General features: G+C 63.9%; 23 protein-coding genes. 12 read left to right on the plus strand and 11 right to left on the minus strand.

Going from position 1 to position 26917, the window contains the following annotated elements:
- The first annotated feature begins 143 nt into the window (after nucleotides 1-143).
- The 3 genes from gpmA (at nucleotide 144) to FHS31_RS00720 (ending at nucleotide 2492) form a co-directional block, all read left to right on the plus strand.
- Nucleotides 144-830 (plus strand): 2,3-diphosphoglycerate-dependent phosphoglycerate mutase, encoded by a 687-nt coding sequence (gpmA, locus tag FHS31_RS00710; protein WP_167071064.1) that lies wholly within the window; start codon nucleotides 144-146, stop codon nucleotides 828-830.
- Between the two features lie 157 nt (nucleotides 831-987).
- Nucleotides 988-1443: a 5-(carboxyamino)imidazole ribonucleotide mutase gene (gene purE / locus FHS31_RS00715; protein WP_167072000.1), complete on the plus strand. Its 456-nt coding sequence runs from the start codon at nucleotides 988-990 to the stop codon at nucleotides 1441-1443.
- The gene (locus tag FHS31_RS00720) at nucleotides 1440-2492 is read left to right on the plus strand and encodes a 5-(carboxyamino)imidazole ribonucleotide synthase (RefSeq protein WP_167071065.1); all 1053 of its coding nucleotides are present in this window, start codon (nucleotides 1440-1442) and stop codon (nucleotides 2490-2492) included. Before purE ends, FHS31_RS00720 begins: the two co-directional genes overlap by 4 nt.
- A gap of 8 nt (nucleotides 2493-2500) precedes the next feature.
- On the opposite strand, the gene FHS31_RS00725 is transcribed toward FHS31_RS00720, so the two are convergent.
- Together FHS31_RS00725 and FHS31_RS00730 are read right to left on the minus strand one after the other, a co-directional pair.
- The gene (locus FHS31_RS00725) at nucleotides 2501-3097 is read right to left on the minus strand and encodes an NYN domain-containing protein (RefSeq protein ID WP_167071067.1); all 597 of its coding nucleotides are present in this window, start codon (nucleotides 3095-3097) and stop codon (nucleotides 2501-2503) included.
- 84 nt (nucleotides 3098-3181) lie between these two features.
- Entirely contained in the window at nucleotides 3182-3478 is a 297-nt protein-coding gene (locus FHS31_RS00730; protein ID WP_167071069.1) for a hypothetical protein, read from the minus strand.
- A gap of 109 nt (nucleotides 3479-3587) precedes the next feature.
- Here FHS31_RS00730 and clpB point away from each other — a divergent pair, with 109 nt between their 5' ends.
- Complete coding sequence (gene clpB, locus FHS31_RS00735) at nucleotides 3588-6167, plus strand: ATP-dependent chaperone ClpB (protein ID WP_167071071.1); 2580 nt, start codon at nucleotides 3588-3590, stop codon at nucleotides 6165-6167.
- 34 nt (nucleotides 6168-6201) lie between these two features.
- Here the strand turns inward: clpB and FHS31_RS00740 are convergent, their stop codons facing one another.
- Entirely contained in the window at nucleotides 6202-7632 is a 1431-nt protein-coding gene (locus FHS31_RS00740) for a tetratricopeptide repeat-containing sulfotransferase family protein (protein ID WP_167071073.1), read from the minus strand.
- A gap of 71 nt (nucleotides 7633-7703) precedes the next feature.
- Nucleotides 7704-10781 carry an outer membrane beta-barrel protein gene (locus FHS31_RS00745; protein ID WP_167071075.1) on the minus strand — a complete coding sequence of 1026 codons (3078 nt, stop codon included), beginning with the start codon at nucleotides 10779-10781 and terminating at the stop codon, nucleotides 7704-7706.
- 259 nt (nucleotides 10782-11040) lie between these two features.
- Between FHS31_RS00745 and FHS31_RS00750 the strand changes: the two genes are divergently transcribed.
- Genes FHS31_RS00750 through pal form a run of 6 tightly spaced genes read left to right on the plus strand, consistent with a single transcriptional unit; the run spans nucleotide 11041 to nucleotide 15399 of the window.
- Complete coding sequence (locus tag FHS31_RS00750; protein ID WP_167071077.1) at nucleotides 11041-11517, plus strand: YbgC/FadM family acyl-CoA thioesterase; 477 nt, start codon at nucleotides 11041-11043, stop codon at nucleotides 11515-11517.
- Nucleotides 11514-12212, plus strand: a complete 699-nt coding sequence (gene tolQ / locus FHS31_RS00755) for a protein TolQ (RefSeq protein ID WP_167071079.1) — start codon at nucleotides 11514-11516, stop codon at nucleotides 12210-12212. The genes FHS31_RS00750 and tolQ overlap by 4 nt, the downstream gene beginning before the upstream one ends.
- A 3-nt stretch (nucleotides 12213-12215) precedes the next feature.
- Nucleotides 12216-12653, plus strand: coding sequence for a protein TolR (gene tolR, locus FHS31_RS00760; RefSeq protein ID WP_167071080.1), 438 nt, complete (start codon nucleotides 12216-12218; stop codon nucleotides 12651-12653).
- Nucleotides 12653-13489 (plus strand): hypothetical protein, encoded by an 837-nt coding sequence (locus FHS31_RS00765; protein WP_341786254.1) that lies wholly within the window; start codon nucleotides 12653-12655, stop codon nucleotides 13487-13489. The genes tolR and FHS31_RS00765 overlap by 1 nt, the downstream gene beginning before the upstream one ends.
- Nucleotides 13486-14850, plus strand: a complete 1365-nt coding sequence (gene tolB / locus FHS31_RS00770; RefSeq protein WP_167071082.1) for a Tol-Pal system beta propeller repeat protein TolB — start codon at nucleotides 13486-13488, stop codon at nucleotides 14848-14850. Before FHS31_RS00765 ends, tolB begins: the two co-directional genes overlap by 4 nt.
- Nucleotides 14851-14874: 24 nt before the next feature.
- A complete protein-coding gene (gene pal / locus FHS31_RS00775) occupies nucleotides 14875-15399 on the plus strand; it encodes a peptidoglycan-associated lipoprotein Pal (protein WP_167071084.1) in 525 nt (174 codons plus the stop codon).
- A gap of 90 nt (nucleotides 15400-15489) precedes the next feature.
- On the opposite strand, the gene FHS31_RS00780 is transcribed toward pal, so the two are convergent.
- From FHS31_RS00780 to FHS31_RS00805, 6 genes are all read right to left on the minus strand, one after another.
- A complete protein-coding gene (locus FHS31_RS00780) occupies nucleotides 15490-16143 on the minus strand; it encodes a DUF6629 family protein (RefSeq protein ID WP_167071086.1) in 654 nt (217 codons plus the stop codon).
- 86 nt (nucleotides 16144-16229) lie between these two features.
- Nucleotides 16230-17300 carry a GGDEF domain-containing protein gene (locus FHS31_RS00785; RefSeq protein ID WP_167071088.1) on the minus strand — a complete coding sequence of 357 codons (1071 nt, stop codon included), beginning with the start codon at nucleotides 17298-17300 and terminating at the stop codon, nucleotides 16230-16232.
- A gap of 339 nt (nucleotides 17301-17639) precedes the next feature.
- The gene (gene ftsH / locus FHS31_RS00790; protein ID WP_167071090.1) at nucleotides 17640-19610 is read right to left on the minus strand and encodes an ATP-dependent zinc metalloprotease FtsH; all 1971 of its coding nucleotides are present in this window, start codon (nucleotides 19608-19610) and stop codon (nucleotides 17640-17642) included.
- Between the two features lie 234 nt (nucleotides 19611-19844).
- Nucleotides 19845-20798, minus strand: coding sequence for a tRNA lysidine(34) synthetase TilS (tilS, locus tag FHS31_RS00795; protein ID WP_167071097.1), 954 nt, complete (start codon nucleotides 20796-20798; stop codon nucleotides 19845-19847).
- Nucleotides 20799-20829: 31 nt separating this feature from the next.
- Complete coding sequence (locus FHS31_RS00800; RefSeq protein ID WP_167071099.1) at nucleotides 20830-21786, minus strand: tetratricopeptide repeat protein; 957 nt, start codon at nucleotides 21784-21786, stop codon at nucleotides 20830-20832.
- Nucleotides 21787-21884: 98 nt separating this feature from the next.
- The gene (locus FHS31_RS00805) at nucleotides 21885-22805 is read right to left on the minus strand and encodes a LysR family transcriptional regulator (protein ID WP_167071101.1); all 921 of its coding nucleotides are present in this window, start codon (nucleotides 22803-22805) and stop codon (nucleotides 21885-21887) included.
- A 189-nt stretch (nucleotides 22806-22994) separates the two neighbouring features.
- Between FHS31_RS00805 and FHS31_RS00810 the strand changes: the two genes are divergently transcribed.
- The gene (locus tag FHS31_RS00810) at nucleotides 22995-25262 is read left to right on the plus strand and encodes a TonB-dependent receptor (RefSeq protein WP_167071103.1); all 2268 of its coding nucleotides are present in this window, start codon (nucleotides 22995-22997) and stop codon (nucleotides 25260-25262) included.
- Between the two features lie 55 nt (nucleotides 25263-25317).
- The gene (locus tag FHS31_RS00815; RefSeq protein WP_167071105.1) at nucleotides 25318-26094 is read left to right on the plus strand and encodes an SDR family NAD(P)-dependent oxidoreductase; all 777 of its coding nucleotides are present in this window, start codon (nucleotides 25318-25320) and stop codon (nucleotides 26092-26094) included.
- 111 nt (nucleotides 26095-26205) lie between these two features.
- Here FHS31_RS00815 and FHS31_RS00820 read toward each other — a convergent pair whose 3' ends face one another.
- Nucleotides 26206-26757: a glycine zipper 2TM domain-containing protein gene (locus FHS31_RS00820; RefSeq protein WP_167071106.1), complete on the minus strand. Its 552-nt coding sequence runs from the start codon at nucleotides 26755-26757 to the stop codon at nucleotides 26206-26208.
- Between the last annotated feature and the right edge of the window lie 160 nt (nucleotides 26758-26917).

A 26917-nucleotide genomic window follows, 5' to 3' on the forward strand; every position in this document is an offset into this window, starting at 1 on the left:
GGCGAGATGCAGGTCCATGCATTCGCGGCGCTCGTCAGCCCAAGCGCGGCGACTGATCTGCGCGCCGGGTTCCACGTTAGGGGTGACGCGCGCCGCTGTGCCCGCTAGAGCGCGGCATCCCTTGCTGGAGACGCGAAACCCGCATGCCGACGCTCGTCTTGATCCGTCACGGCCAATCGGCCTGGAATCTCGAAAACCGCTTCACCGGCTGGTGGGACGTCAACCTGACCGATCAGGGTATCGCCGAGGCGAAGGCCGCCGGCGAACTGATGGCGGCCAAGGGCCTCGATTTCGATCAATGCTTCACCAGCTTCCAGACCCGCGCGATCAAGACGCTGAACCTCGCGCTGGAGGCGATGGAGCGGCTGTGGCTGCCGGTGGAGAAGGACTGGCGGCTGAACGAGCGCCATTATGGCGGGCTCACGGGCCTGGATAAGGCGGAGACCGCCGCCAAGCATGGCGAGGATCAGGTGAAGATCTGGCGCCGCAGCTTCGATATTCCCCCGCCGGTGCTAGCGCCGGATGGGGACTATGATCTTACGGCCGATCGCCGCTACGCCGGAATCGCGATCCCGGATACCGAGAGCCTCAAGGATACGATCGCGCGCGTGCTGCCTTATTGGGAGGCGCGGATCGCCCCGGCGTTGAAGCAGGGCGAGCGGGTGCTGATCTCCGCGCACGGCAATTCGCTGCGGGCGCTGGTCAAGCATCTGTCGAACATTCCCGACGACGAGATCACCGGCCTCGAGATCCCTACCGGCCAGCCGATCGTCTATGAGCTGGATGACGCGCTGGCGGCGACGGACCGCTATTATCTGAGCGAGCGGTGATGACGCGCGACTCCCTCTTTCCTCGTCACCCCGGACTTGTTCTGGGGTCCACCGCGCCACAAGCAGGGTCGTTGCGCGTGGAGGAGTGGACTCCGGAACAAGTCCGGGGTGACGGTGAGGGTGTGGCAAAGTGACCGCCCCCCTCGTCGGCATCGTCATGGGGTCGCGTTCGGACTGGGCGACGATGAAGCGCGCGGCCGAGATCCTCGACAAGCTCGGCGTCCCTCATGAGGCCAAAGTCGTCTCCGCGCACCGCACCCCCCAACGCCTCGTCGAGTACGCCACCTCCGCCACGGCCCGCGGCTTCAAGGTGATCATCGCCGGCGCGGGCGGTGCGGCACACCTTCCCGGCATGGTCGCTTCGATGACGCGCCTCCCCGTGCTCGGCGTCCCCGTCCAATCGCGCGCGCTCTCCGGCCTCGATAGCCTGCTCTCGATCGTCCAGATGCCGGGTGGCGTTCCCGTCGGCACGCTGGCGATCGGTGAGGCGGGCGCGGTCAATGCCGGGCTGCTCGCGGCGCAGATCCTCGGGCTGAGCGATCCCGCGCTGGCCGAGCGGATCGAGGCGTGGCGCGCCGAGCAGACCGCGCAGGTGGACGAAGCCCCCGAATGATCTCGCCGGGATCGACGATCGGCATCCTGGGCGGCGGCCAGCTTGGCCGCATGCTCGCCATCGCCGCCGCCAATCTGGGCTATCGTACCCATATCTATGCGCCGGGGATGAGCGGCCCCGCGAGCGAAGTCGCCGCGCGCTGGACGGCGGGGCGATACGAGGATGCGAAGGCAGTCGCGGCCTTCGCCGCCCAGGTCGACGTCGTCACCTACGAGTTCGAGAATGTCGTGGTCGATGCGATCCGCGGCGTGCATGGCATCTGCCCCTCGGCACGCTCGCTGGAGGTCAGCCAGGATCGCGCGATCGAGAAGGCGTTCGCCGAAGAGCAGGGGGGGCGCCCCGCGCCATGGCGGGCGGTCGGCTCGTTGGAAGAGTTGAACGCCGCGCTGGCCGAGATCGGCGCGCCCGCGATCCTGAAGACGCGGCGCTTCGGCTATGATGGCAAGGGTCAGGTACGCATCGCCAGCGCCGGAGAGGCGGCAGGCGCGTGGGTGGCGATCAAGGGCGCCCCCGCCGTGCTGGAAGGCATGATCGCGTTCGACGCGGAATTCTCGATCCTGCTCGCGCGGAGGGAGGACGGCAGCATTGTCACTTGGGATGCGGTGGAGAACGAGCATCGCGACGGCATCCTCCGCTGCTCCTCCGTTCCGGCCAGCGCGCCGATCGCGGCGCAGGCCGCGGAAGCCAAGGCGCTGGCGGGCCGCATCGCAGGGGCGCTCGATCATGTCGGCGTGCTCGCCTGCGAATTCTTTGCGACCGCAGACGGCCCGGTGTTCAACGAAATGGCCCCGCGCGTCCACAACAGCGGCCACTGGACGATCGAAGGCGCCGTCACCTCCCAATTCGAAAACCACATCCGCGCGATCTGCGGCCTGCCGCTGGGATCGACCGCGCTGGTGGGCGCGCGCGCCGAAATGCGCAACCTGCTGGGCGACGAAGTCGAGAATTGGCCGACCATCCTCACCGACCCCACTGCGCACCTCCATCTTTATGGCAAGGGCAAGGGCCGGCCGGGGCGGAAGATGGGGCATGTCACGCGGGTGGGGTGAACTCGCAGCTAAGCTGCGCGACGAGGTCTCGTGGAAAAATCGAGCGGTTTTGCATGCCGCAGCTTTTCCAGAAAAGTAACCGATGAATAGAAGTCGTCAAGCGAGACGAATAGACCGTTTTGCTCGGCCCATTCCCGCATTTGACGCTTGCAGTGATCTCGCCAAGAAAGAACCTCAACATTCCACCCGATTCCGTGAAGTCGTTTAAGGTCTGAGAAGAAGCCAATCCCTTCCTCAAAACCACTGCCGTCGCCGCTGAGGAGAACGATCGTTTCTGGCGGATTGTAATCATACCCCAGCCGCAACATGCGAGTTTGAAGAGCTTGATCGACAGCCTGTTCCTTTCCGGAGGCTGCTCCGCGTTCATAAAGTTCTGGCTTTTTGCCAGTCAGGCGTTTGATGTGCCCCCATACGCTGTCGGTAGGAGGAGGCACCGATCCCACGCAGAATACCTGTTCAATTGGGCGAGCATCCGCCGCCAAATCGATCAAATTCTCGAAATTAATTCGGAAACCACCAGGTTTATATTCGATCTTGTCACAGACTGACCGGCCAGACACGAAAATATTAGAATTATCCCAAATGATGTGAACACGATCAGCCAACGGACAGCCCCCAGGAATTTGAAATAGACGAATAGATGGAGCTAAATAACGAACTATTCAAGAGTTCAGAATTAGTATGGATCGCTAAGCTCGTGTCCCCGTCACCGTAAAGCTCCCCATAAATCCCGCGCTCACCTTGCCCTCCAGCGTATCACCGGAGATCGTCGCGCGGCAGTTTAGGGTGATCGGCATCGGCTTGGTGACGCGCATCGGCCAGATCAGCTCATCGCCATCGACTTCGCCCTCAAGATCCATCGTGCCCATGCCGCCCTCGGCAGAGCCGGTGAAGCTGCTGCCCGCGCTCGCCACGGTCAGCGTAAACTGCTGCTCGCCCATTGGCGAATTGACCTTGCACTCCCACTTGCCGTCGACATTAGCCATGCGCTGTCCTTTCGTGTTGGCCTGTGCCTAGAAAGACAGAGGTAGATCGGCAAGCGGGGTCTTGTGTGACTAAAGTGCAACACCATATCGCCATGCAACAGGAGTTTGCATGAATATCGAGAAGCTGACTGACCGTTCCAAGGGTTTCCTCCAGGCCGCGCAGACCGTGGCGATCCGCAACAGCCATCAGCAGATCACCCCCGTGCATCTGCTCAAGGCGCTGCTGGAAGATGAACAGGGCATGGCGAGCGGGCTGATCGCCAAGGCCGGCGGCGATGCCCGGCGCGCGCTCAGCGAGACCGACGCGGCGTTGGCCAAGATCCCGCAGGTCTCGGGATCCGGCGCGCAATCGACGCCGGGGATGGACAATGATCTCGTCCGCGTGCTCGATTCCGCCGAGCAGATCGCGCAGAAGGCGGGGGATAGCTATGTCACCGTCGAACGGATGCTGGTCGCGCTGGCGCTCAGTCTCACCACCGCGGCGGGCAAGGCGCTGCAGGCGGCGAACGTCCGCGCCGATGCGCTCAACACCGCGATCGTCGATCTGCGCGGCGGGCGCACCGCCGATAGCGCGGGCGCCGAAGATCAGTTCGATGCGCTCAAGAAATTCGCGCGCGATCTCACCCAGGCGGCGCGGGATGGCAAGCTCGATCCCGTGATCGGACGGGACGAGGAGATCCGCCGCACCATCCAGATCCTCGCGCGGCGCACGAAGAACAATCCCGTGCTGATCGGCGAACCCGGCACCGGCAAGACCGCGATCGCGGAAGGGTTGGCGCTGCGCATCGCCAACGGCGACGTGCCCGACGGCCTCAAGGATCGCAAATTGATGGCGCTCGACATGGGCAGCCTGATCGCTGGGGCCAAATATCGCGGCGAATTCGAGGAGCGGCTGAAAGGCGTGCTCGATGAGGTGAAGGGCGCCGCGGGCGACATCATCCTGTTCATCGATGAGATGCACACCTTGGTCGGTGCCGGGAAAAGTGAAGGTGCGATGGATGCGGGCAACCTGCTCAAGCCCGCACTGGCGCGCGGTGAGCTGCATTGCATCGGCGCCACCACGCTTGATGAATATCGCAAATATGTCGAGAAGGATCCGGCGCTGCAGCGGCGCTTCCAGCCGGTGTTCGTCGGGGAGCCGACCGTCGAGGATACGATCTCGATCCTGCGCGGGCTCAAGGACAAATATGAGCTGCACCATGGCGTGCGTATCACCGATGGTGCTTTGGTCTCTGCCGCGACGCTGAGCAACCGCTACATCACCGATCGCTTCCTGCCCGATAAAGCGATCGATCTGATGGACGAGGCCGCCAGCCGCCTGCGCATGGAGGTGGAGAGCAAGCCCGAGGAGATCGAGGCACTCGATCGCCGCATCGTCCGCCTCAAGATTGAGCGCGAGGCTTTGGCCAAGGAAACCGACGCCGCCTCGCGCGACCGGCTGGTCAATCTCGAGCGCGATCTGTCCGACCTCGAAGAGCAGTCCGGCGCACTCACCACGCGCTGGGAGGGCGAGAAGGACAAGCTCAACGCGCAGACGCGGGTGAAGGAGCAGCTCGATGCCGCGCGGCTGCAGCTGGAGCAGGCGCAGCGCGGCGGCGATTTCACCAAGGCGGGCGAGCTATCCTACGGCATCATTCCGGCGCTGGAAAAGCAGCTCGCCGAGGCCGAGGCCAATACCGAAAGCGCGATGGTCCGCGAGGAGGTGACGAGCGAGGATATCGCGGGCGTCGTCAGCCGCTGGACGGGCGTGCCGGTCGAGCGGATGCTGCAGGGCGAGCGCGACAAGCTCATGCGGATGGAAGAAGTGATCGGCGCGCGCGTGATCGGGCAGAGCGATGCCGTCGCCGCCGTGTCCCGCGCCGTGCGGCGCGCGCGGGCGGGGCTGCAGGATCCCAATCGGCCGCTCGGTAGCTTCCTGTTCCTCGGCCCCACGGGCGTCGGCAAGACCGAGCTGACCAAGGCGCTGGCCGGCTTCCTGTTCGATGATGATAGCGCGATGGTCCGCATCGACATGTCCGAATTCATGGAGAAGCACGCCGTCGCCCGGCTGATCGGCGCGCCGCCGGGCTATGTCGGCTATGAAGAGGGCGGCGTGCTGACCGAGGCGGTGCGGCGCCGGCCCTATCAGGTCGTGCTGTTCGACGAGGTGGAGAAGGCCCATTCGGATGTGTTCAACATCCTGCTCCAGGTGCTGGACGATGGCCGCCTGACCGACGGGCAGGGGCGCACGGTGGATTTCACCAACACGCTGATCATCCTGACCTCCAACCTCGGCAGCCAATATCTCGCCAACCTCGGTGAGGATCAGTCTACCGAGAGCGTGGAGCCGCAGGTGATGGAGGTGGTGCGCGGCCATTTCCGCCCCGAATTCCTCAACCGCCTGGACGAGATCATCCTCTTCCACCGGCTCGGCCAGAGCCACATGGGCCCGATCGTCGATATCCAGATCGGCCGGGTGCAGGGCCTGCTCAAGGATCGCAAGATCACGCTGGATATCACGCCCGGCGCGCGCGAGTGGCTGGGGCGGGTGGGCTATGATCCCGTGTACGGCGCACGACCGTTGAAGCGCGCGGTGCAGAGGTATCTGCAGGATCCGCTGGCGGAGGAGATTTTGCGCGGGAATGTGCCGGATGGGGCGGCGGTCAGGGTCGATGATGGCGATGGAAAGCTGGCGCTGGCGGTCGTCTAGCTCAGTTGCTTCGACGCGCGCAGCGCACGGGCCTTTAGTCACCGTAAGCACTGACGAACGGCTCCAGCCATTCCCGATAAGGCGCGGCGGCGCCGATCCCATCACGATTGATCGGTTGCCGTACCTGCGTGACACTGCTCGTCGTCACGGCGCGCTTCGTCTCATGCGGTTTGAGCACGGCGGCTTCCATCGCCAGCCCGCAATGTGAAAGGATGGCTGGGATCTTGTCCTCGGGCGCTGTCACTAAATCCTCATAGGGCAACACCAGCAGACGATCACCCAAGATTGGCTGCCAGTGCGCCAGAAGCCGATCCTCCAGCCGCATCACCCAGGCGATATCGGCGAGATCGTTGCTCCACGCCGCGCCCTCGGCGAAATGGGTGCGGAAACAAGACCAGGCGCAATCGATTGGATCGCGCCGCATCCAGATGATCGGCGCGTCAGGAAAGAGCGTGGTGATCAGACCGAGCGTTCGGCCAGCGAGCAAGGTTTTATCCACGATCCGGCCCGCGCGCGGAAAGCGCTCGTCCAGCAAGTGCAGGTAGAGATCGGCCAGCTCGCTGCGGCGGCCCGAGGCCAAGAGTTCGTCGGCGCGGAGCGTCTCGATCTCGTCCGCGATCACTTGGATGCAGTTGATCTCGCCGCCGTCCGAGACCAGGCTGTGGCTGGTCAGGATCTGCTCGACGAGCGTTGTGCCCGATCGTGGCATTCCGGTGACGAAAATCGGCCCCGCGCTGCGCACTTCGACGGTTTCGGCCGCGCGCGCTAAGGTGTCCGCGCCGCTGCCTGCTATCGCCGATTGCACGAAACCCTCGTCGGCCCGGCGATCATAGGGGTGCTGCGGTTTGATGATCGCCGCCCCCTGCGAAAAGGCCTCAAAGGCAGGAAAATGCTCGCCCCTGTCGGCGTGGACCTTGCCCAGCGCGTAAAGATACGAATCGGGCAGTTGCATCGCGGAGCGGTTGCTCCCCGCCGCCAAAATCATATCCGCCGCCTCCGCGTCGGCGGCGAGATTGCCGACCATCGCCAGGGCTAGCCATGCTCCGCCGTGAAGCGGGTTGGCTGTAACCGCTTTTATAAGCTCGGCGCGCGAAGACGCAGGGTCCCCCAGCAGTGTATCGAATGATCCAATCAAATGGGCGCGTACGGCTGCAAAGGGGCCGGTCATGGGAAGTGTAGCAATCGCCTGACGCGCCTCGACGGTGCGGCCCGCGCGCAATAGCAGGAGACCATATTCGTGGCGCGCCTGCGGGGCGGTAGGGAAGGCCTCGACCAATCGCCGCGCGGCGTGGATCGCGCCGGTCCATTCCTTGTTGTGCGCCAGGACCATGGCGACCGATCGCCACTGCTGGCCAATGGGGTAGTTTGCATCGTTCAGCGCGAACGCGGCAGCGTTTACCGTCGCACGGTGGCGGCTGGCCAGCGCGCGCTTGAAATCTTCCAGAAGGCGTTCGGGATCGGCCATGGCTGAGCGGGTGGCACAAAAAAGGGGAGCCGGAAACCCGACTCCCCTCCCTTGGTTGTTAGATCGGTTGCTTAGAAGCCGACGCCGATCTGAATCCGCACGTAGCGCGGATTCTGATAGGTGAGGGGCAGCTTGTAGAACTGGCTCGGGGCGCCAGCCGCCGTCTCGCCAACTTCCTGCGCTTCCAGAACCGACTTGAAGTTGAACACGTTGAACACGTCGAGTCGGATAAACGCATCGAACTTAGCCGGCACGTTCAGTTTGACACTCAGGTTGACCTCCTTGCGCCAATCGGTGTGGAAGACGCTGCCGCGGGGGCTGACGACACCACCGCAGAAGAAGCCCGCCGCGCCATAAACATTGGCGAACGGATCGACCGAAGTCGGCACTACGCCGAGGCAGCTGAAGTGCTTTGGCGACTGCAGCAAAACGTTGCCGCTCAAAGTAAGCCAGTCGAACGGTGCATAGCTGCCATAGAGCTTGATCGTATGGCGGCGGTCACCCGGGAGCAGGCCATAAGCACCATAGGTAAAGCCGGGCTGATCGAAGTCCTCGGTGATGCCGGTATCGGGCTGACCGATGTCCGACTTGGCGCCGCCTTCATAATTGCCTGTCAGCTTGGACCACGTGTAGCTGCCCGATAGCGACCAGACGCCGTCGAACTCACGATCCACCTTGATGATCGCCTCACGATAATAACGCTTGGCGCTGATCCCACGATCGAGCTGGCTGGCCGGGATCGTCACCGTCGGATTAGTACCGTCGGGAAGACCCGCGCCGCCGTTGGACGACAGCGTAATCTTGTTGTCCTTGCCCGGGTTGACGATGATGTAATCTGCAAAGCCGGAATACAGGCTGTTACAGGCCGCAGCCGAGAAGCCCTTTTGCTGGCAGTACGCAATCGCGAACTGATCCACGGCGGCATCCTCAAGTGCGTTCGTTAGGCGACGATACTTGCCTGAAATGCCGAGAGTCCAGCGCGGTGCGAAACGCCATTCGCCACCGAGGATGAACTCGTCTTCCGATTGCGGCTTGGCGCCCTGCGCCACGACGTAATTCGGATTGGGAGCGGTGCCTTGTGATACCAGCTGGCAGTTGCGGATACCCGTGTCGGGGCACGGTGCCGCGCCGCGATAGGTTAAGATAGGTGCGCCGAGGTTGACACCGCCGTTGCCATTAAAGCCGTTGAAAAAGTAAAAGGCTGTACGGTCGAACTGTGTGCCGGAGCCGCGGATGTTGGTGTTGGTGGGGACCGGATCGAAGTAACGGCTGAACGAACCGTAGACCTTGATTTTGCCGTCGCCAAGTACGTCATAGGATGCACCCAGACGCGGACCCCAGCTATCCGGCCCCTTAAAGAACGACTGACCAAGGCCATTCTGGGAAGCGAACTTGTCGTCGCGGATGCCGAGCTGCAGCGTCAAGCGGTTTTGGAATAGCTGCCAGCTATCCTGAAGATAATAGGCCTGGTTCTTCGACTTGAAGGCGCCGCCGACCGAGAAGAAGCGCTGTGTGACATATTGTGTGCCGATCGGCTGGCCCGTGAGGCCCACACCGGCAGCATTGGTGACCTGCAGCACGGTCTCGAGGCCGCCACCGATCGGAACCTGGTTCTGGACCGAAGTAACGTCTTCCTGATCATAGCCGAACTTGATGTGGTGCGAGCCGAGCAGGTTGAAATAGATATCGACGTCGCCGCGATAGAACTTCCGCTGATCGTCGTTAGTCGTAAAGCTCGATACCGGATTGGTGCCAGCTACAGCAATGTTGCTGCCCGTTCGGTTGTCAATTACGCGGGGATTTACGGTGTCTCCCGCAATTACGCCAGCGCGGTTCTTGTTGACGCCGTAAGCGCCCGATACGGTCAACCACTTGGTGAGTGTGCCTGTATAACGTGCGACATAGTTCTTGCCGCCATAGCGGGTGTTGGTGGTGCCGGTGACCGCGCCCTTGGCATTGGTCAGGTTGTTATAACGCAGCGTCTGGTTGAGCTGGCTGCCTGACGTATCGAAGTAAGTGAATTCCAGATGTTGCCCGTTGAACGGGATCGCATCGATCTTACCACCCCAGAACGGGCTGGTCGTCCGGTTATAGGTTCCGGTATTATTCGCCGCGACTGTGGCGTTGGCGGAGCCTTGGAAGTTGCTAACGTCGCGCGTGTTGTAAAGGCCGTAGAAGAACAGATGATCCTTGATGATCGGACCGCTCAACTGAGCGATCGTTTCCTTGCGATTGGCAAGGCCATTGGCCGCCGTGCCGCCGGAAACGCCATCATAATCGATCAGATAGGTGTTCGGCGATTTCGACTTAAGCCCGTTCGGCTCATAGTTGAACGTGAGCGAGCCATGGAACTCGTTCGTGCCCGACTTGGTCGTTGCGCTGACGAAACCGCCCGAGGCGCGGCCATATTCGGCAGGAAAGCCGCCGGTCTTGATGTCGACAGTCTGATAGAAGTCGAACGGGATCGTCACCGGCGAGAAGCCTTGGCGAACATCGGTAATGTTCAGGCCGTTGACGTAGTAAGCGTTCTCAGTGAACGACGAGCCCGAAATCTGGGCTTGGCCCGCGAATGCTGAGCTGCCGCCCGACGAACCCTGAGTGGTGCCCGGCGCGAGCAGGATGACGTCACGCAGCGAGCGGGCAACGGGAACGCGGGTCGCGAGATCGCCGACGTTGATGACGGCACCCGTCGTGGTCCGCTCGAAATCCGCGACCTTCACGCGGCGACCGGTTACGACGATGTCGCCACCCGAAGCCGACTTGGACGAGCTTGATCCCAGCTGGAAGTCGTTACCGGAGGCATCGACGCGCAGGCTGACATTGGAATCGACGAAATCCGCGAGACCAGGGGCGGAAATGGAGAAGGTGTAGCTGCCCGGCGGAATCTGCACGACCTTGTAGCTACCGGAGCTATCGGTGGTGACCGTGCGTTCAATGCCCAAGTCATTCGACCTGGCGACAACCTTGGCGCCGGCAATCGGTTTGCCTGCGGTGTCCGTAACGCGGCCCGAAGCGGTAACGTTGGTGTAATCCTGCGCAGCGGCCGGAGTGGCCAGGAAGGCCCCGCCGGTGGCGCCGATCGCGGCGAGCGCAAGCGCGGGCAGAGCGGAGCCGGCCCGAAGGCGGCGCGCCATATTGCTGAATGTCACTATATGACCCCTTGTTCTAGCGACGAACCCTTATGGGTTCCGCCCATTATTTCGCATCGCAGACACATGCGTTCGCACGCGCAGCAAGGCTTGGGGTAAGGATGCGGCGGCGTTCATCTAGTGTAAAGCCTCCGCAATCTGCCGACACAAAGCGTTCACGAAGGTGTCACTTTTTCACAACACATCAATTCACTGTATTAACGGCATAAAGCAGCCATTCTGCGTCGCCATGATGCGCGGCATGCGCTAGTCCCGGCCGATGGAACTGCTTTCAGATCGCGCACTGAGCGGCGCTGTTTCGGCTGCCGTGCATCGGCTCACTGTGCGCGTTTACTTCGAGGATACCGATGCCGGCGGGGTCGCCTATCATGCTTCCTATCTCCGCTTTTTCGAACGAGCACGCTGGGAGCTGTTCGCGCTTTGCGGCGTCGATCTGGTTGCTGCTTTACGGGAAGGCGTAGGCTCGTACGTCGTGATCGACGCCCACCTCCGCTACCACCACCCCGCGCGGCTCGGCGATGTGCTGACCATCGCCTCCAGGCTCGCGGAAATCCGAGGCTCCACGTGCGTCGTTCAGCAAAAGGTCATGCGCGAAGGGCTGTTGCTGGTGGAAGGGCGGATCGCGCTTGCCTTCGTCGGCCCGAACGGCAAACCCCGGCGGCAGCCCGCGGCCTGGGTCAAGGCGTTTGAAGCGGTCATGGGCCCGACTGCGACTGGAGCGACGAGTAAGGCATGAACGATCTGGTTGTGACTACTGCGGCGCCAGGCGCGCTTTCGCCGCTGGCGCTGTTTCTCCACGCCGATCTCGTCGTGAAAATCGTGATGGCCGGGCTGTTGCTCGCCAGCCTCTGGACTTGGACGATCATCCTCGGCCGCGGTCTGTCGCTGGCCCGCGTCCAGCGCCGCAATGCCGCATTCGAGGCCGATTTCGCCAAGGCCGACGATGTCGATCGCTTCTATCGCGAACATGCCAAGGACGAGCTGCCCTCCGCCCGCGTGCTGAGCGCGGGGATCGATGAATGGCGGCGATCGACCGGCAAGGCGCGGGTCGATCGGGAAGCGGTGCGCGCGCGGCTGGCGACGATGATGGGCAGCACCAGCGCGGCCGAGATTGATCGTCTGTCGAGCGGTCTCAACGTGCTGGCGACGATCGGCAGCGTCTGCCCGTTCGTCGGCCTGTTCGGCACGGTCTGGGGAATCATGCGATCGTTCAGCGATATCGCCGCCAGCCAGAACACCAGCTTCGGTGCCGTCGCCCCCGGCATCGCCGAGGCCCTGTTCGCCACCGCGCTGGGCCTCTTCGCCGCCATCCCCGCGGTGATCGCCTATAATCGTATCAGCTATCGGCTCGATCGGCTCGAGGCGGGGGTCAACCGCTTCGCCGATGGCTTCCACGCGACCTTGAGCCGCGAGCTGGACGCGGAAGCGTAAGGCATGGCGATGGGCCCCGTCGCGCGCCGCAATCACGGCCGCCGCCGCACGCCGATGGCGGAGATCAACGTCACGCCATTGGTCGATGTGATGCTCGTGCTGCTGATCATCTTCATGGTGACGGCGCCGCTGCTGGTGGCGGGCGTGCCGGTGAACCTGCCGCAGAGCCGCGCCGGCGCGCTGGATCAGGACAAGAAGCCGATCCAGGTCAGCCTCGACAAGGATGGCAAGGTCTTCCTCGATGAGGAGCAGATCGCGCTGGCCGCGCTCCCCGATCGCCTCGCCGCGCGCAAGACGGCGGCGGGCGCCGATCTGCCGCAGGTGTTCCTCCGCGCCGATCGTGGGCTCGATTATGGGCGGGTGATGACGGTGATGGGGGAGCTCAGCCGCGCGGGGCTGACCAAGGTCGCGCTGGTCACCGAAACGGGTGAGAAGAAATAGTGGAGCGGGCCGATGGCAAGGGCCTCGGCCTGGCGATCGCGGCGCATGCGCTGCTGTTCGCCGCGTTGACGATCGGCATTGCGCACCGCGTGCCGCCCAAGGCGATCGAGGCGCCGGCGGTGGATGTCCAGCTCGTCGATGCGGTCGGCCTGCAATCGGCGGCGCCGAGCCCCGCCACCGAATCGCCCCAGCAGCAGACCGCGCCCGAAGTCGCCCCGCCCGAGGAATCCGCAGCGCCGCCGCCGGTGCCACAGCCCAAGCCGGTGGCGAAGGAAACTCCACCACCGACCCCCGCACCCGCGCCGACTTTGGCCAAGCCCGCGCTCAGCAGGCCTGCGCCGGCCAAGCCCGATCTTCGCCTCAGCTCCAACCTGCTCTCCGATCTCAAGGCGGAGGCGAGGGCCGAGGGCAAGGCGAGCCGCAGCGCGGGATCGCGGCTCGGGCCCGATTTCCTCAAGGGCGTCGTCAATCCTTCGGCGGGCAAGGGCGCTTCCCCGCGCGCACAGATTAGCGGCGCCGCGATGAACGGCCTCGCCGCCGCCATCAAGCGCCAGATCCAGCCGTGTTACGAACTCGGCTCGCTCGCCGGCACGCCCGCGATGCAGATCGTCACTGTCTTGCGCCTGCGTTTCAACAAGGATGGGTCCGTCGCGGGGATGCCACAGGTCGTCGAACAGACCGGGGTGAACGGATCGAACGGCAGCTACCGTCAGCAGATGGCCGATCTGAGCCGTCGCGCTGTGCTGCGCTGCGCACCGCTGAAATTGCCCGCCGAGCTCTACGAAGGCGGATGGGAGGAGATTGAGATGGGTTTCATACCGGGGCAGTTGGGATGAGCAGGCGCGCACGTTTCCTGCTGATGCCGCTCGCGGCGCTGATCGCGGCGACGCCCTGCATGGCGCAGACCCCCGCGCCGCCGCCGGCGCCCGTTGCGGCCGCGCCGCTGCGCGTGGATATCACCGGCGGCATCTCGCAGCCGATGCCGATCGCTATTCCCGCGATGCCGACGCCCGCGCAGGCGGATACGGCGGCGGGCAGCACCGATAAGCTCGGCGCGCAGGTGTCCGACGTGATCAGCAATGATCTCAAGGGGTCGGGCCTGTTCACGCCTTTGCCTAAGGGCGCGCTCCATGCGGTCAGTTTCCCGCAGGTCACCGCCCCCGATTATCCCATTTGGCTGACGACGGGCGCGCAGGCGCTGGTGCAGGGCTTCGTCCAGGCCAATGGCGACGGCAAGCTGACGGTCGGCTGCTATCTCTACGATGTCTTTCAAAAGACCGAGCTCACCCGCCAAGGCTTCGTCGTCGCGCCCGCCGATTGGCGCCGCGCCGCGCACAAATGTGCCGACACGATTTACACGCGGCTGACCGGCGAGGGCCCCTATTTCGATAGCCAGGTCACCTATGTTTCCGAGACCGGGCCCAAGCAGCATCGCATCAAGCGGCTGGCGATCATGGACCAGGATGGTGCCAACCACCGCTTCATCACCAACGGCCAGAGCCTGGTGCTGACGCCGCGCTTCGCGCCCAACCGCCAGACGATAGTGTTCATGTCGTTCGAGAACGACCAGCCGCGCGTCTATGTCTATGATGTCGGATCGGGGCGGAAGCGGCTGATCGTCAACGAGCCTTACACGACCTTCGCGCCGCGCTTCTCGCCCGATGGCCGATACATCCTCTTCTCGATGATCGTGAACGGCAATTGCGATATCTATCGCGTCGCGGCGGGCGGCGGCAGCCCGACGCGGCTCACCACCTCGCCCGGCATCGATACCGGCGGCAGCTATTCACCGGACGGCAGCAAGATCGTGTTCGAGAGCGATCGGTCGGGCGGGCAACAGATCTATGTGATGAACGCGGACGGATCGAACCAGCACCGCATCAGCTTCGGCGGCGGCCGTCATGCCACGCCGGTGTGGAGCCCGCGCGGCGATCTCATCGCCTTCACGCAGGTCAGCGGCAAGTTCGATATCGGCGTGATGGCGCCCGATGGATCAGGCGAGAAGATCCTCTCCAACGGCTGGCAGGACGAGGGGCCGACCTGGTCACCCAACGGCCGCGTGCTGATGTTCTTCCGCACCGGCCAGGGCAGCGGCAAGGCCGATCTTTGGTCGGTGGACCTCACCGGGGTCAACGAACATGCTATTCCGACCCCGCTCGATGGGTCCGATCCCGCCTGGGGGCCGTTGCTCCCGTAAGTATCTACCAAGAAGGAGACGACCATGCGCAACACAAAACCGGCCCTGATGATGACCGCGGCGTTGCTGGCGCTCGCCGCCTGCCACAAGACGCCGAAGCCCGCCGATCTGCCCCCGCCACCGCCGAGCAGCACCCCCGCACCGAGCTCGGGCATGTCGAGCGGTACTGTCGGCAACGGCGTGCTTCCCGGATCGCGCGCGGACTTTATCGCGCAGGCGGGATCGGACACGGTCCACTTCGCCACCGACAGTTCGGACGTGGATAGCGAGGCGCAATCGATCCTCACCGCGCAGATCGCCTGGCTCAGGAAGAATCCCGGTGTGCGCGTCACGGTCGAGGGCCATTGCGACGAGCGCGGCACCCGGGAATATAATCTCGCGCTGGGCGACCGCCGCGCCAATTCGGCCAAGAACTTCCTCGTAAACGGCGGCATCGACGCCGGGCGGATCACGATCATTAGCTACGGCAAGGAACGCCCGATCGCGACCGGATCGGACGAAAGCGCCTGGGCGCAGAACCGCCGCGCGGTGACGGTGGTGCCGCAGTAAGGCGACAAACATTTCGACCCGTTTGTGTCGAGCGAAGTCGAGACACGTCCCTCGACTTCGCTCGGGACGAGCGGTTAGGAATTCGGCGCGCTACGCCTCAGCCGCCGCCTTATTCAAATGCCCGCGGCTGACCTGCCAATAGAGCATCACGCTCATCAGCGCGGCATAGAAGCACCACACCGACGCAAAGGCATAAGCGCGCACCAGCTGCACGATCGACAGCGCGACGATGTTGAGCACGCCATACCAGCGGACCGTCTTGTAGCTGGAGAGCAGAAGAGAGCCGCAGGTCGCGGCGATGTAGAGCAGGGAAATGAAAAGGCTGCCGGTCATCACGTTTCGATAGGCGATCGCGTCATGATCGACGAAGGTGTGCAGCGGCAGGAAGATCAGCCCGTAAGCATCCCACGCCGCCGCCACGCCGCCGATCGCGGTCAGCCCCCACATCAGGTTCCGCCGCCAGCCGTCCGGCTCGAGCACCGTCACCGCCAGCGGCATCAGGAAGGGCAACAGCCCCTGGGCGTAGAGCGTGAACAGGAAAGCGGCATGATCCCGCCCGATCGTGCCGATCCGCCCTTCCATGCCAAGCCACACCAGCCCTTCGGTGAACTGATGCAACGCGAACAGCATCGGCATCGCGGCGAACAGCAACGCGCGGGGTGCAGGGGTGTGGCGCAGTGTAGCAACGCCGATCGTGGCGATGATCGCAGACGAGGTGAAGCTGGCGGTTGGTGAATAGCACATCGGTCGGTCTCCGCCGGTTTTCCGTGCTTTGGCAAGGGCGGCGGGCGATGGCCAGCGGCGATTTGCTAGGCTCTTCCGTCCGGCGGCTACGAGACCGCCGGCTTGGCGGGATCTACTGGAGACGCGGAATCCGGATGAATGGGCATATGATCCAGGATCGCGCGGTTGCGGCCCAGTTCCTTGGCGCGAAACAGAGCGCGGTCGGCACGCTCCAGCGCATCGCGCAGATCGAGCGTAGATGCGGTGATCTCGGCCACGCCGAAGCTCGCCGTGATCAGCGGCAGGGTCCCGTCGGCATCGCTGTTCACGCTGATGATCTGGCGAAGATGCTCGATGCGTTCGTGCAGCGCGGCACCGCTGACGCCGATCGCGAGCAGGGCGAATTCCTCGCCGCCGAGCCGTGCGAGCAGATCGCAGGGCCGCGCCGCGCTGGCCAACTGCTTCGAAAAAGCGATCAGCACCTGATCGCCGGTGCTATGGCCGAAGCGATCGTTGATGCTTTTGAAGGCATCGATATCGGCGATCACCACGCCCGCTTGGATCGGCCCGTCCGAACGGCGCAGACGGGTGAGCAGATGGGGTGCCGCTTCGTTGAAGCCGCGGCGATTCCAGATGCCGGTCAGCGGATCGGTACGCGCCAGCCGTTCGAGCGCGATGACCAGATCCTGGAAAAGCAGCAGCATCGTACCCAGGCCCAGCGCGGCATAGATCAGCGTGCAGGCCAGCGGCAGCGCCATGCCTATGAGACGGGCCTCGCCCGTTACGCCGAGATAATCGGCCACGACATTGCCCACCGCGAAGGCCAGCAGCAATCCGCTCGCGATCCAATCGAGCAGATCGGCGCGATGCACGCGCGGCCCTACTGCGATCGCGCTAAGCGCCAGCCCCAGCGAAACGAGCAAGGGCGCCCCAATCCGCAATAGCATAGGCTGGCCGGTGAAGAGATCGGCGAGCAGGCCGGTGGTCACGGCGATCACCGCCCAGATTGTGGTCAGGATCATGCCGCGATCGGTGCGCTTTGCGCGCAGGCGCAGGCCCTGGACGAACAGCAGCGCCGCCGCGAGCCAGCAAAGCCCCGGTCCCACCCCCGGCACCGACGCTACACCCACCAAGGTCAACGCCAGGCCATCCAGCCCCCAGCCGGCGGCGATGATCAAAAAGGCGAAGCTCCACATCCGCGCGTGAGGGGCTTCGCGCCGCCTGCGCCAGATACGGTAAATCGCTCCGGAAAAGAGCAAGCATATAAAAAAAGGAATGCCGGCGAGGAACGGCACGTAAGCCCCCAGAACAAACGAGCCGTCGCTCGATATCCTTATCGGAAGCCTAACGAAATTTTCGTCAAGTATTATTCATAGTTAACGGAAATCAAGCAAGCAATATTAAGGATAATCCGGCCTTAATTTTTATAATTATCCGCCTGACGAAGACTCGTCACGCCCTAGGACGACCCAAGTCAAGGCAGTTGAGGAGTGCGGACGGTCCGCTATCCCCGAACGTCAGGCCCCCGCCGGCGTCGGCGAACCCCAGCCGCCGGGGCGGCGACTCTTGGGGATCGAGGAGCCGCCGATCGCCAGCGCGCGCGGGGCGCGCTTGCTCGGATCCTCGCGGCCGATGTCCTCACCCTTGATCGCCTTCTTGGATTCCTCGCCGGTCAGCGTCTCATATTCGAGCAAGGCGGTTGCCAAGCGATGCAGCTCGTCGAGATGCTCGGTGAGCACTTCGCGGGCCTTCATCTCGCCTTCCTCAACGATGCGGCGGACTTCCTGATCGATCATCCGCGCGGTGTCTTCGGAAATGCTCTGGCTGCGCGAAACCGAGTGGCCGAGGAACACCTCGTCCTGATTGTCGCGGTAGCGGAGCCAGCCGAGCTTTTCGCTCATGCCATATTCCATCACCATCGCGCGGGCCATCTCAGTGGCCTGCTGGATGTCGTTGGAAGCCCCGGTGTTGAGCTCCTCGGCGCCGTAGATCAGCTGCTCGGCGATGCGGCCGCCGAAGCAAAGCGCCAGCCGGGCCTTCATCTGCTTCATCGTCATCGAATAGCGATCGCGCTCGGGCAGGTTCCAGGTCACGCCCAGCGCACGGCCGCGCGGGATGATCGTCACTTTGTGCAGCGGATCGCAGCCGGGCACGTGCAGCGAGACGAGCGCATGGCCGGCCTCGTGATAGGCGGTGGCGCGCTTCTCGTCCTCGGTCATGATCATGGACTTGCGCTCGGCGCCCATCATGACCTTGTCCTTGGCCTCCTCGAACTCGCGCATCGCGATCAGGCGCTTGCCCTTGCGCGCGGCCAGCAATGCCGCCTCATTGGCCAGATTGGCGAGGTCCGCGCCCGAGAAACCCGGCGTGCCGCGCGCGATGGTGCGCGGATCGACGTCGGGGGCCAGCGGCAGCTTGGCGGTGTGGACGGCCAGGATCTTCTCGCGCCCCTCGATATCGGGCTTGGGCACGACGACCTGACGATCGAACCGGCCCGGACGCAGCAACGCGGGATCGAGCACGTCGGGGCGGTTGGTCGCCGCGACGATGATGATGCCCTCGTTGGCCTCGAAGCCGTCCATTTCGACCAGCAGCTGGTTCAGCGTCTGCTCGCGCTCATCATTGCCGTTGCCGAGGCCCGCGCCGCGATGGCGGCCGACCGCATCGATCTCGTCGATGAAGACGATGCACGGCGCGTTCTTCTTGGCCTGTTCGAACATGTCGCGCACGCGGCTCGCGCCGACGCCGACGAACATCTCGACGAAGTCCGAGCCCGAAATCGTGAAGAACGGCACCTTGGCCTCGCCGGCGATGGCACGCGCGAGCAGGGTTTTGCCGGTGCCGGGCGAGCCGACGAGCAGCGCACCCTTGGGGATCTTGCCGCCGAGGCGGGCGAACTTGGACGGGTCTTTGAGGAAATCGACGATCTCCTGCAATTCCTCGCGCGCCTCATCAATGCCGGCGACGTCATCGAAGGTGACACGGCCCTGCTTCTCGGTGAGCATCTTGGCGCGGCTCTTGCCGAAACCCATCGCGCCGGAGCCCGCATTCTTCTGCATCTGCCGCATCACGAAATAGCCGACGCCGAGCAGGATCAGCAGCGGGAAGCTCTGATAAAGCAGATAGGTCCACAGCGAGGGCTGCTCATCGGGGCGGGCGCGGAAGGTGACGCCCTTGGCCGAGAGGCGCTGAATCAGAGTCGGGTCGGTCGGTGCGAAGGTCTTGTACTGCGCACCGTTGCTATATTTGCCGGTGATCACGCCCGCGCCGATATCGGCCTCGCGCACCGAGCCATCGTCGACGCGGCTGAGGAATTCGGAATAGGCAATGCTTTCGCCGGTCTTGGCGGCGGTGCCGCCTTCGAACATCGAAACGACCAGCGCGATGGCGAGCAGGATGCCCACCCAGATGGCCAAGCTCTTCATCCAGGGGTTGTTACCGCCCCCTTTATCGCCATTGCCGCGCTGCGGCTCCTTGTCGTTCGCCATGCAGAATCCGCCTTCCGTGGCCCATTATGTAGGAGGAGAGAGGTTAATGGCAATGGAATGCACCCCTCCGACCGTGAGATTGAGGGATTTCGTCACACTTTGTTGTATTTGCCCCCCAAATCCTCCCCCGCCAGGGGAAGGCGCCGGAGGGGGAGGACGGCGGCGAATCGTCGAGGACATTCCTGACCTCCTCTTCCGTCAGCTACGCTGACACCTCCTCCTGGCGGGGGAGAATCAAGGAACCCGATGCGATTTCGCTTTCGTGAAACGCCAGCGCGCGCCGGGCGCGACGCGGACGCCGGCGAGGGTGGAGACTGCGCCGCCCGCAACACGATCGATCAGGCGATCGAGTTCGTCACCGCGCTTGGGTCGGGTGCCAAGCCTGGCGAACGCAGTAAGCACGAGGCGGCGGAGGAACTCGCGGGGCAGATCTTCGACGTCGATCGATACGCTCGCGGCATCCTGATGCAGCCGCTCGGCGGCCAGCCGTGCGCAGGCCCAGGCGAGTGCCTCCTCGGCCTCGGCGAGATGATCGGCGGAGGCGGCGAGGCGCTTGGGATCGGGCCAGCCCACCTCCAGCAGCGCGCGCGCCGTGGTGCGATCGAAGCGCGGGTTGTGGTTGGAAGGATCATCGATCGCGGTGATCCCCGCGGCCGCCACGATCGCCGCCAGTTCCTTGCGCCGCCAGCTGAGCAAGGGACGGATCAAAGTCGCGCGATCCAGTGCGCGCCGCGCCGGCATCCCCGAAAGCCCGCCGATGCCGCTGCCCCGCGCCAACCGCATCAAGACCGTCTCGGCCTGATCGTCGAGCTGATGGCCAGTGGCGATCGCCACCGCGCCCTCGCGTTCGGCCCAGCTCGCCAAGGCGCGATAGCGGGCGTCGCGCGCCGCCGCCTGCGGCCCCGCGGGATCGTCCGCCACCGTGACGGTGAGGATCGCGTGCGGCACGCCGAGATCGGCGCAGAGCAGGCCGACCAAGTCCGCCTCGGCGCGCGCCTCGGGGCGCAGGCCGTGATCGACCGTGGCGGCGATGATCGATCCGGGCCGCGCGGCGTGGGCGAGCAGCAGTAATGCTAGGCTATCCGGGCCGCCCGACACTGCCAGCGCGAGCGTACCCTCGGAAGCTAGGGCATCGAGGTCGGCAGCGAAGCGCGCTACCTTGGCAGCCTCGATGGCTACGCCCTCCACATATCACCGAAGAGGGAAAAGTCCCCCTGCCTCACTTGCAGGCAGCCGCCTTCTTCGCGGCGGGGAGCTTGGCCTTGATCCCGTCCGACATTGTCGCGCCATAGACATCCTCCAGCTCGCCGAACGCGCGGCAGGCGTTGTCGGTCTTCTTGAGCTGGGTCAGCGAGACGCCGAGATAGAACAGGCTGTCCGGCGCGCGCTCGCCATGCGGATCGCTTTGGTAATTGGCGAGGAAGGTCTGTGCGGCGGTGGCGGGCTTGCCTTCGTCGAGCTGCGCGCGGCCGAGCAGATTGCGCGCATAGCTGGCGCGCTTGTGCTTGGGATATTTCTTGGCGACGTCGGCCAGCGTCACCTCGGCGTCGGCATATTTCTTGTCGGCCCAAAGCTTATATCCCGCCATATAGGCGTCCTCGGCTGGGTCGCCGTTTGCAGAGACGGGGGCGGTATCCTCCTTCACAGGCTTGGCGGGCTTGTCCGTGGCGATCGCCTTGACGGGCTTGGCATCCGGCACGGGCGCATCGGCATCCGCCGGGACAAGCTTGGCGGGTTTGCCTCTGGGCTTGATCGGCGCGGCATCGGCCACGGGCGCAGGGGCGGGCGGGGCGGCATTGGCCTCCAGCGCCTTCAGCCGCGTGTCGAACTCGCTGCGATCCCGGGCCGCCTGTTCGGAGACGATCTGCAGCCGATGCTGCAATTCCTCATTCTGCGCGGTGGTCTGCGACAGCGCCTTCTCCAGCGCATCGACGCGCCCGGTGAGTTCGTTCAGCGGCGCGCCCGCGGGCGATCCGGCGCTTTGCGGCGCGGCCTGCGGCGCCTGGATTTCGGGCTCGAAAAAGGCCGGGCTACCGCCGGGGAAGACCTTGCGCTGGACCGCCTTCATCTCCTTCTCCAGCTTGTCGACGCGCTGCGGCACGCTCGGCGCAGGATCGGCCAAGGCGGGCGCGGCGGCCGTGGAGAGGAGCAGGGCAAGGGCCAGACGGAGCTTCATGCAAAGGCTTTCATGGGTGCGGTTCGCATAAGCATAGCGCAGCGTGAATCGCCAATGAACCCCACCATCTCGTAGAGGGCAAAGCGGCGCCGCCAGGCTCAACCGAGCGAAGTATCGCCGAGGTGCGTGGCGATGAGGTCGCGGAACCAGCGGTGATCGGCATCGCCATCACGCCGCTTGTGCCACGCCAGCACGACCGTCACCTCCCGTTCGGGCACAATTCCCTCAATGATGTGGAGGGGAAGCGTGGGGATGAGCAAATCTATCAGCCGACGCGGAACGATCGCCACCGTCCCGGTCATAAGGGCCAGCAGAGGAAGCGTCGTCAGTTGCTGCACGACGGCAAGCGTGGGGCTCGGCACGGTGAGCGGCATCGTCCCCCTCAAGTCTTTGGGAAGCAATGGATCGTTGTTGCCGAACAATATGCTCGGCGTATCGCTCATATCCTTGGGCGGCGATGCACCGTCTGCGGAGAGCGGGTGACCCTTTGCAACCACCGCGACGAAATCATCGTCAAAGAGCCGCATGATCCCCGTTGCGTCCCTTAGCTGCTGCGACAGCATGAAATCCGGAGTCATCGCGAAATCGATATCGGCGCGGTCGTCCATTAGCGCATCGGGAACGAGGTCGACGAAGCGCATACTGACGCCGGGGGCTTGCGCTCGCAATGTGTCAACGAGCGCTGGAACGAGCAGCATCGGGCAATAATCGGTGCCGGCAATGATGAATTGCCGCCGGCTTTTGGCGGGATCGAATATCCGGGCCTGCCAAAGCTGGTCCAGGCTTTCGCAGATCTGGGCGACGGGATCGAGCAGCTCTTCGCCCCTTTTGGTGAGGGCAAGACCGCGACCGGATCGCACCAGCAACTCATCGCCCAAAATCGCCCTGAGCTGGATCAGCGACTTGCTGACGGCGGGCTGAGTAAGCCCCAGGCTGCGCGCCGCAACCGTGACGTTTCGTTCCCGCAGCAACGCCAGAAGAACGGGAAGAAGATTCTGGTTGATCGAGCGCAGGGACATGCGGGCCGCTTATGCCGGGCGTTCGCCCATTTCCAGCAGGAATACCAAACATAGCAAGTTGTCATTTGTTCTTATCGCCAGGTCTAGGCACAGCTTGCAACTGCAACGCTTGATAGTGCCAGAAATCGGCACGGGGGCGATGCAATTTCGAGCTGACGATAAGCCAGCCGTGCAAAGGGGAGTATGATCATGATCAAGGCTTGCGGCAGCTCGGTTTCATCGCGTTCCGTTTCGCTGCGATGGGCGTTCATCGCCTGCGGCGCTCTGACGTGCGTCGGCGGAACCGCCGCGATCGCGCAGGCAAGCCAGGCGCCCACCGCCGCCGCCGCCGATCCGTCCCCGGTCATCGCGGACATCATTGTCACCGCGCAGAAGCGCAGCGAGAATGTGCAGAACGTTCCGATCGCGATCGCTGCGTTCAGCGCCAGCACGTTGAAGGCGAACAATGTCGCCGGTCTATCCGATCTGGTGAATGTGACCCCTGGGCTGATCTACTCCTTCCAGGCGCAAAGCGGCTCGCCCTTCCTGCGCGGTGTCGGCAACGCCCAGACCTTCGCGGGTGCCGAGGCGGAGGTACAGACCTATATCGACAACGTTTATTATGCCTCCGGCGGCGGCGCTTATGCCCATTTCAATAATATCGAGCGCGTCGAGGTCGATAAGGGCCCGCAGGGCACGTTGTTCGGCCGCAACGCGACCGGCGGCGTCATCCAGATCTTCACGCGGGATCCCTCCCATACGCCGACGCTGGACGCCTCCGCCGGCTACGGAAATTTCAATTACAAGGAGGCCGACGTCTACGCCTCGACCGGCCTTGGCGAGAACCTCGCCGGCGATATCGCGGTGCATTACGACGATCGCGACGGGTGGGGTAAAAATCTCTTCGACAATAAGGATGTTTATCAGGGCAAGAGCTTCGCCGTCCGTTCGAAGCTGCTGTTCAAGCCATCGGATGCCACGCGGATCACGCTGATCGGCGATTATGGGGTGGATCGGTCGGAACTCGGCCAGGCCTATTCGGTGATCGGCGCGCCGTGGAGCCTGGCGCCGGGCGTACCGGCGCCGCACTCCGGTAACTTTTACGATGTCGCGACCGATTACACGCGGCCGGGCAAGAGCGAGCAATATGGCGCCAGCCTCAAGCTGGATACCAAGATCGGCGATCTCTCCTTCGTCAGCATCAGCGCTTACCGCTCGACGAAATCGACCGGCTATCTCGATGCCGACGGAACCACGACGCCGTTCCTCTACGGTTTCGACAAGCGCGACGAGCGGCAGGCCAGCCAGGAGTTCCAACTCCTGTCGTCGACCGGCGGCCGCTTCAAATGGATTGTGGGCACCTATCTTTATTACAACAAGGCGGCGGAAATGCCCGGCCTGTCCGGCATTCCCTTTCTCGGCTTCGGCGCGTCCCGCATCGATGTCCGCAGCGTGATGACCACGAAGTCGGTGGCGGGATTCGGTCAGGCGACCTATGACGTGACGCCCACCACCCACATTACGGCGGGGCTTCGCTACACGCACGATCACCGCGCGCAGACCTCGCGCACCACCTTCCAATATGCCACCGGGCCCGGCGCGCCGCCGCCGTTCCTGGGCCTGGATGTCAACAATTATCCGAATGCCGCGTTCAACGCGCTGACCGGCAAGATCACCGTCTCCCAGGATCTGGGGCAGCACGCGCTGGTCTATGCCAGCTACAATCGCGGCTTCAAATCGGGGACCTTCAACAACATCATCTTCCTCGCCAATCCCGGCCCGGCGCTCGATCCGGAGCACCTCAACGCCTATGAGATCGGCACCAAGGCGGATTTCTTCGATCGGCGTGTGCGGCTGAACGTCGCTGCCTTCCTGTATGATTACAGCAATCTGCAGGTGAACATCTTCCAGAACATCAACATCGCGCTCCGGAATGCGGCAAGCTCGCGGATCAAGGGTATCGACGGCAGCATCGACTTCGCAGCGACGACCGACACGCGCTTTTCGCTCGGTTTCAGCTATCTCGATGCCAAATATGATAATTTCCCCAACGCCCCGCTGTATCTGACCAACCCGGTCACAGCCCCCAACCTCGGCGGCGGCGGTTTCGGCGGCATCAACATCTCGGCGGCGGACGCGAGCGGAAACCGGCTGCCGTTCGCGCCGAAATTCTCGGGCTTTTTCGGGGTCAATCAGCGGATTGCGCTGGGCGCGGGCAAGATCGATCTGAACGCGACGGTGAAGTACCAGTCCCGCATCTATTTCACGCCCGACAATCTTTATAGCCAGGGCGATTATGCGACGCTCGCGGCGTCGGCGAAATGGACGGCGCCGGGCGGCAAGTGGGATGTCACGCTCTGGGCGCGCAACCTGACCCAGACGCACAGCTATCAGCAATATTCGCTCTCGGCTTACGGCGTCTTTGCCTATCCGAACGAGCCGCGGAGCTATGGCGCGCGCGTCGGCGTCCATTTCTAGCGCGACGAAGGGCGATACGTTCCGAACTGATGATCCGGCCAAAAAGGATGCTTGAATGGATCTGAACGGCAAGGTCGCGGTGGTTACCGGCGGTGCAATGGGCATCGGTGCCGAGATCGCGAAAGTCTTGGCGCGATCCGGTGCCAAGGTGGCGATCACCGACCTCAACGCGGCAGTGGGCGCCGAGATGGCGGGTTCGCTGATCGGGGAGGGGAGAGAAGCGGCCTATTTCGAGCAGGACGTGACGAGCTGGGACTCGGCCTTCGCGATGGCGGAGGCGGTCGAGACGCAGCTCGGTCCGATCGCGATCCTGGTCAACAATGCCGGCGTTTCCAGGCGGGTGCCGTTCCTGGAGATGAGCGAGGCCGAGTGGGACCGTCTGCTTGACATCAATCTCAAGGGCCAGTTCCTCACCGCCCGCGCCGTGATCCCGCGCATGCTGGAGCGCGATTATGGGCGGATTATCAACATGTCATCGGTGGCGGGCAAGCAGGCGGCACCCTGCTTCGCCCATTATTGCACGTCCAAATTCGGCGTCCTCGGCCTCACGCAGAGCCTTGCGGTGGAGTTCGCCAAGACCGGCATTACCGTGAACGCGGTCTGTCCCGGCATCGTCGCGACGCCGATGCACGATCAGCTTCTGCCCGAAATGGCGAAGGCGATGGGGCTTTCGGTCGAGGAAGCGGTCCAGGGCTTTTTGAGCGTCATCCCGCAGGGCCGTCCTCAAACGCCGGAAGATATCGCCCGCATGGTCGTCTTCCTCGCCAGCGACGAGGCGCGCAACATGACCGGCGGATCCTATCACGTCGACGGCGGCATCAGGATGGGCTGAGCCGTTTCGGCCAGCCCATCCCCGCATAACGCCGCCCTCGTGAGATTAGCGGATCGATAGCACACTCGCCGGACGCATCACGCGGGGGCATCGAGTGTTGACTATCGTGGTTTAGCGGCAGCGGACCTGCTGGTTGCTCTGGTCGATCGCCTTGCCGGCGAGCGCGCCGACCGCGACGCCGATAAGCGTACCCGCGGCGCGATTGTGGCCGCCGTCGATCACGTTGCCGAGGATACCGCCAGCGGCACCGCCGACGATGAGGCCGGTCGTGCCGTCATTGCGCTTGCAATAATAGCGGCCGTCCGATCCGCGATAGACCTGGTCGTTCGAAGAGAGCACGCGCTCCTGATAGCCCGGCCCGTCGCGATAGTAGCGGGAAGCATCATAATCGGTCTGATAGGTCGGATCGCCATAAGCGCCCGGCGGGGGCGGCGGGGGCGCGCCATAGCCGCCGCCATAGGGGCCGCTGCCACGATTGTAACGACGTGAGGCCATGTACCGGTCGCGTTCGGCGTTATAGCGATCGGTGGCGATCTGATAATCGCGTTGCGCCGCATCCCAGCGGGCCTGCGCCTGCGGCGATTGGGCAATAGCGGGCGCGATGGGCGCGAGCGCCATCGGGGCGGCGGCGGCAAGCGCCACAGCAAGGGTTAAGCGTCGCATTGATCTTCTCCTGTTCAAGGCCGAACCTTTGTCCGTCGCCGGCTTTTCCCAGTTTCGCGGTGAACGCGATCTGAGTTGGCCGTTTCGCCGGCGTTCAGCCCGGTCCGGTTCGGACATAACCATGGGTGAGCGGATCGGTTGCGAAACGGCCGCGCGGATG

This window comes from Sphingomonas vulcanisoli (genome assembly GCF_011761305.1).
Lineage (GTDB): Bacteria > Pseudomonadota > Alphaproteobacteria > Sphingomonadales > Sphingomonadaceae > Sphingomonas_I > Sphingomonas_I vulcanisoli.

What these genes read in the sequence shown, in the direction of transcription:
- gpmA (WP_167071064.1), top strand. Translation starts at nt 144, where the DNA reads ATGCCGACGCTCGTCTTGATCCGTCACGGCCAATCGGCCTGGAATCTC.
- purE (WP_167072000.1), top strand. Translation starts at nt 988, where the DNA reads ATGGGGTCGCGTTCGGACTGGGCGACGATGAAGCGCGCGGCCGAGATC.
- FHS31_RS00720 (WP_167071065.1), top strand. Translation starts at nt 1,440, where the DNA reads ATGATCTCGCCGGGATCGACGATCGGCATCCTGGGCGGCGGCCAGCTT.
- FHS31_RS00730 (WP_167071069.1), bottom strand. Translation starts at nt 3,478, where the DNA reads ATGGCTAATGTCGACGGCAAGTGGGAGTGCAAGGTCAATTCGCCAATG.
- clpB (WP_167071071.1), top strand. Translation starts at nt 3,588, where the DNA reads ATGAATATCGAGAAGCTGACTGACCGTTCCAAGGGTTTCCTCCAGGCC.
- FHS31_RS00740 (WP_167071073.1), bottom strand. Translation starts at nt 7,632, where the DNA reads ATGGCCGATCCCGAACGCCTTCTGGAAGATTTCAAGCGCGCGCTGGCC.
- FHS31_RS00750 (WP_167071077.1), top strand. Translation starts at nt 11,041, where the DNA reads ATGGAACTGCTTTCAGATCGCGCACTGAGCGGCGCTGTTTCGGCTGCC.
- tolQ (WP_167071079.1), top strand. Translation starts at nt 11,514, where the DNA reads ATGAACGATCTGGTTGTGACTACTGCGGCGCCAGGCGCGCTTTCGCCG.
- tolR (WP_167071080.1), top strand. Translation starts at nt 12,216, where the DNA reads ATGGCGATGGGCCCCGTCGCGCGCCGCAATCACGGCCGCCGCCGCACG.
- tolB (WP_167071082.1), top strand. Translation starts at nt 13,486, where the DNA reads ATGAGCAGGCGCGCACGTTTCCTGCTGATGCCGCTCGCGGCGCTGATC.
- pal (WP_167071084.1), top strand. Translation starts at nt 14,875, where the DNA reads ATGCGCAACACAAAACCGGCCCTGATGATGACCGCGGCGTTGCTGGCG.
- FHS31_RS00780 (WP_167071086.1), bottom strand. Translation starts at nt 16,143, where the DNA reads ATGTGCTATTCACCAACCGCCAGCTTCACCTCGTCTGCGATCATCGCC.
- ftsH (WP_167071090.1), bottom strand. Translation starts at nt 19,610, where the DNA reads ATGGCGAACGACAAGGAGCCGCAGCGCGGCAATGGCGATAAAGGGGGC.
- FHS31_RS00800 (WP_167071099.1), bottom strand. Translation starts at nt 21,786, where the DNA reads ATGAAGCTCCGTCTGGCCCTTGCCCTGCTCCTCTCCACGGCCGCCGCG.
- FHS31_RS00805 (WP_167071101.1), bottom strand. Translation starts at nt 22,805, where the DNA reads ATGTCCCTGCGCTCGATCAACCAGAATCTTCTTCCCGTTCTTCTGGCG.
- FHS31_RS00810 (WP_167071103.1), top strand. Translation starts at nt 22,995, where the DNA reads ATGATCAAGGCTTGCGGCAGCTCGGTTTCATCGCGTTCCGTTTCGCTG.
- FHS31_RS00815 (WP_167071105.1), top strand. Translation starts at nt 25,318, where the DNA reads ATGGATCTGAACGGCAAGGTCGCGGTGGTTACCGGCGGTGCAATGGGC.
- FHS31_RS00820 (WP_167071106.1), bottom strand. Translation starts at nt 26,757, where the DNA reads ATGCGACGCTTAACCCTTGCTGTGGCGCTTGCCGCCGCCGCCCCGATG.